The sequence below is a fragment of the Metasolibacillus fluoroglycofenilyticus genome, assembly GCF_003049645.1.
GTDB lineage: Bacteria > Bacillota > Bacilli > Bacillales_A > Planococcaceae > Metasolibacillus > Metasolibacillus fluoroglycofenilyticus.
On record NZ_PYWK01000020.1, the window covers coordinates 1 to 489 of the forward strand.

Annotated in this window: 1 rRNA gene; it reads right to left on the reverse strand. The window is 43.4% G+C overall.

Going from position 1 to position 489, the window contains the following annotated elements:
• Positions 1-126 (reverse strand): 23S ribosomal RNA (locus tag C9J36_RS17080); the annotation flags it as partial.
• Between the last annotated feature and the right edge of the window lie 363 nt (positions 127-489).

The window sequence follows — 489 nt, forward strand, 5'->3', positions numbered from 1 at the left end:
TTTCCCCATTCGGAAATCCCCGGATCAAAGCTTACTTACAGCTCCCCGAGGCATATCGGTGTTAGTGCCGTCCTTCATCGACTCCTAGTGCCAAGGCATCCACCGTGCGCCCTTAATAACTTAACCTTCAGCTTTCGATATACATCGCCATCCTGCGTCAGCTACTTTCGCTTATTCAGTCACGTACAGAGGTACGCTCCTTCATTCACTCAAGCTGCTTCCTTGGCTTGCTCGTATCTCGAAACCTTCATTTTCGGCTTCCAATACACATCGTATGACTGCGTCAGCTTCATTCACTCTGTCAGTCACGTACTTAAGTACGCTCCTTCCATCGCTCAATCGCTTCCTTGTCCTACTCGTGTCTTGAAACCTTCATGTTAGTTACAACTTATCTCATAAAAGAAATAAGATTTAAGAACTTACACGATCAATTACTTGATCTATTTAAAACTTGTTACTTTCAATGTCGTTTTATCCAGTTTTCAAAGA